Source organism: Streptomyces sp. WAC05292 (assembly GCF_003949955.1).
Taxonomy (GTDB): Bacteria; Actinomycetota; Actinomycetes; order Streptomycetales; family Streptomycetaceae; genus Streptomyces; species Streptomyces globosus.
Window position 1 is genome coordinate 1 of the sequence record NZ_RPSE01000609.1, and the last position, 2,467, is coordinate 2,467.

Consider the following 2,467-nt stretch of genomic DNA (forward strand, 5'->3'; position numbering starts at 1 on the left):
CCTCATGGGGGTCGGCGGCGGGGCCGGGGCGCCGCGCGCGGTCGCGGACGACCGCGTCGGCCACGGAGACCGCGCCGCCCGGAGCGCTGCCGGGGGACGGTCCCGTCCCGGAGGCGGGGGCCACCGGCACGGCGGTGCCGGGCCGGGTCGCGGGCGACCCGCCCCGCACGTTCGGCTCGATCGTGTTCAGCGGAAACGTCCCGCCCAGGGCGATCGCGGCCAGGGACACCGCGCCGGCGGCGACGAAGGCGAGGCGCCGCCGGGGCCGCCCGACCTCGGCGATGCGGAAGCCGTCCTGCGGCGGTTCGGGCACCCGGTACCCGAACAGGTCCCCGCCGGGCGGCCCCGGGGGCCCGTCGGGCCCTTCGCCGGGCAGACCCTGGAGCCGGGCCAGCAGCCCGGCGGACAGCGGCGGCGGCGCGCTCTCCACGAACATGGCCTTGAGGCGGCGCTGCGCGTCCGCCTCAGCCTTGCACTTGGGGCAGGTCGCGAGGTGCGCCAGCACCCGCTCCCGCACGTCGTGGCTCAACTCCCCGTCGACCAGAGCGGCAAGGCGGTCGCCCAGGTGCTGCTCGGCAGGGGACGGACTGACACCGGTCACTGGGCTCCGCCCTCTCCCCCGCTGCCAGGGACGCCCACGGCCACCCCCGCCAGCGCCCGCTGCTCGGCCCTGGCCTCGGGCGAGCGGTGCTTGAGCGCCTTGCGCAGGTGCGAGCGGCCCCGGTGGATGCGGCTGCGGACGGTGCCCAGCTTCACGCCGAGCGTCGCGGCGATCTCCTCGTACGACAGGCCCTCGATGTCGCAGAGCACGACCGCCGCGCGGAACTCGGGCGCGAGGGTGTCCAGCGCCTGCTGCACGTCCGCGTCGAAGTGCGTGTCGTGGAGCACCTGCTGCGGGGACGGCTCGCGGCTCGCCAGCCGCTCCGCGGCGTCCTCCCCGAGCGCGTCGAACCGGATCCGCTGCTTGCGGCGGACCATGTCGAGGAACAGGTTCGTGGTGATCCGGTGCAGCCAGCCCTCGAACGTGCCGGGGGTGTAGGTGGACAGCGAGCGGAAGACCCGGACGAAGACCTCCTGCGTGAGGTCCTCGGCATCGTGCTGATTGCCCGTCAGGCGGTAGGCGAGGCGGTACACCCGGGCGCTGTGCGTGCTGACGATCTCCTCCCACGTAGGAGGGGTCCACGCCTGCGAGCCCGCATCGGCGGCAAAGGTCGCGGTGGTTGCGGTCACGGCGGAGTGGAAACGGTCAGCGGTGTCAGTCACGGATTTCGGCTCACCCGCCGACCAGAAGAGGCGTCTCCAGACGCCCCCACGATCCACAGGCGCAGCCGCACCTCCCCTATCGGCTCTGGTGGTGTCCAGTGGAGCCCCTACCATAGCCACCCCTCCCGTCAGCTCCGGATAAGCTTTTTTGCCCTAACTTTGCCTTGGGTGTCGGGGGCCGCCGCACCGTTCTGACCGGTGCCGCCCCATCCATCCCCTCTGCGCCCCGCCCGGGGCCCTTCCCGCCTTCCGGCATAGGTCCGCTGCCCTTTCCAACGCCCGGTCCCATCTGCGGGTTCCCGACGCCAGCGGATACAGTCACCGTTGCGCCAACTATGGGGACAGGAGAGGGTCATTACCGGCAACCGGCAGACGAGCTGGGCGTTCGCCGACGCGTTTGTCGCCGAGGACGACGCTCTGCGGTGGGCCCGCGACCGGGCCAGGGAGGCGGGCCTGCGCTCCGTCTCGCCCGGCACCGGCGCCGCGCTGCGCCTGCTCGCCGCCAGTGCCGACGCCAAGGCGGTCGCCGAGATCGGCACCGGCACCGGCGTCTCCGGCATCCACCTCCTGCACGGCATGCGCCCGGACGGGGTGCTGACCACCGTCGATCCGGAGGCCGACCGGCAGGCCTTCGCCCGCCAGGCGTTCCGCGCCGCCGGCTTCGCGGGCAACCGCGCCCGCTTCATCCCCGGCCGCGCCCTCGACGTGCTGCCCCGCCTCGCCGACGGCGGGTACGACCTCGTCTTCTGCGACGGCGACCCCACCGAGTCCCTCGACTACCTCGCCGAATCGTTGCGCCTGCTGCGGCCCGGCGGGCTGGTGTGCTTCGAGGGCGTCTTCTGCGACGGCCGCACGGTCGACTCCGCGGCCCAGGAGGCGGACGTCCTGCGCGTCCGCGAGCTGCTGCGCAGCGTCCGGGAGAGCCCGGCGCTGGAAGGGGCCCTGCTGCCGGTCGGCGACGGCCTGCTGTGCGCCGTACGGCGCTGACCGCAGGCGTACGGCGGCGGCGCGCGCCCCGCCCGATCAGCGCAGCAGTGCGAAGGTGAGCCCCGTGACCGCCCCGAGGGCGGTGCCCGCGGCGACCTGGGCGGGCGTGTGGGCCCGCAGGACGAGCCGGGACCAGCCGACGGCCGCGGCGGGCAGCGCGGCGAGGAGCGCGGCCTGCCCGAACGCGAGGCAGAGGACCATGACGGTGCCGCCGGCC

At 74.8% G+C, this 2,467-nt stretch carries 4 protein-coding genes; 1 reads left to right on the forward strand and 3 read right to left on the reverse strand.

What is annotated here, in order from left to right; translation table 11 throughout:
• Positions 1–601 (reverse strand): anti-sigma factor (locus EF903_RS31585; protein WP_185902930.1); only part of this gene is annotated, 601 nt, incomplete at its 3' end.
• Positions 598–1,377 carry an RNA polymerase sigma factor SigE gene (gene sigE, locus EF903_RS31590; RefSeq protein ID WP_125548401.1) on the reverse strand — a complete coding sequence of 260 codons (780 nt, stop codon included), beginning with the start codon at positions 1,375–1,377 and terminating at the stop codon, positions 598–600. The genes EF903_RS31585 and sigE, both read right to left, overlap by 4 nt.
• 210 nt (positions 1,378–1,587) lie before the next feature.
• Here sigE and EF903_RS31595 point away from each other — a divergent pair, with 210 nt between their 5' ends.
• Positions 1,588–2,250 (forward strand): O-methyltransferase, encoded by a 663-nt coding sequence (locus EF903_RS31595; RefSeq protein WP_125548402.1) that lies wholly within the window; start codon positions 1,588–1,590, stop codon positions 2,248–2,250.
• A 36-nt stretch (positions 2,251–2,286) separates the two neighbouring features.
• Here EF903_RS31595 and EF903_RS31600 read toward each other — a convergent pair.
• On the reverse strand, positions 2,287–2,467 hold a 181-nt coding region (locus EF903_RS31600), incomplete at its 5' end, for a phosphatase PAP2 family protein (protein WP_125548403.1).

Excerpts from the sequence above, each read along its gene's own strand:
- sigE (WP_125548401.1), bottom strand. The coding sequence starts at position 1,377 with ATGGTAGGGGCTCCACTGGACACCACCAGAGCCGATAGGGGAGGTGCG.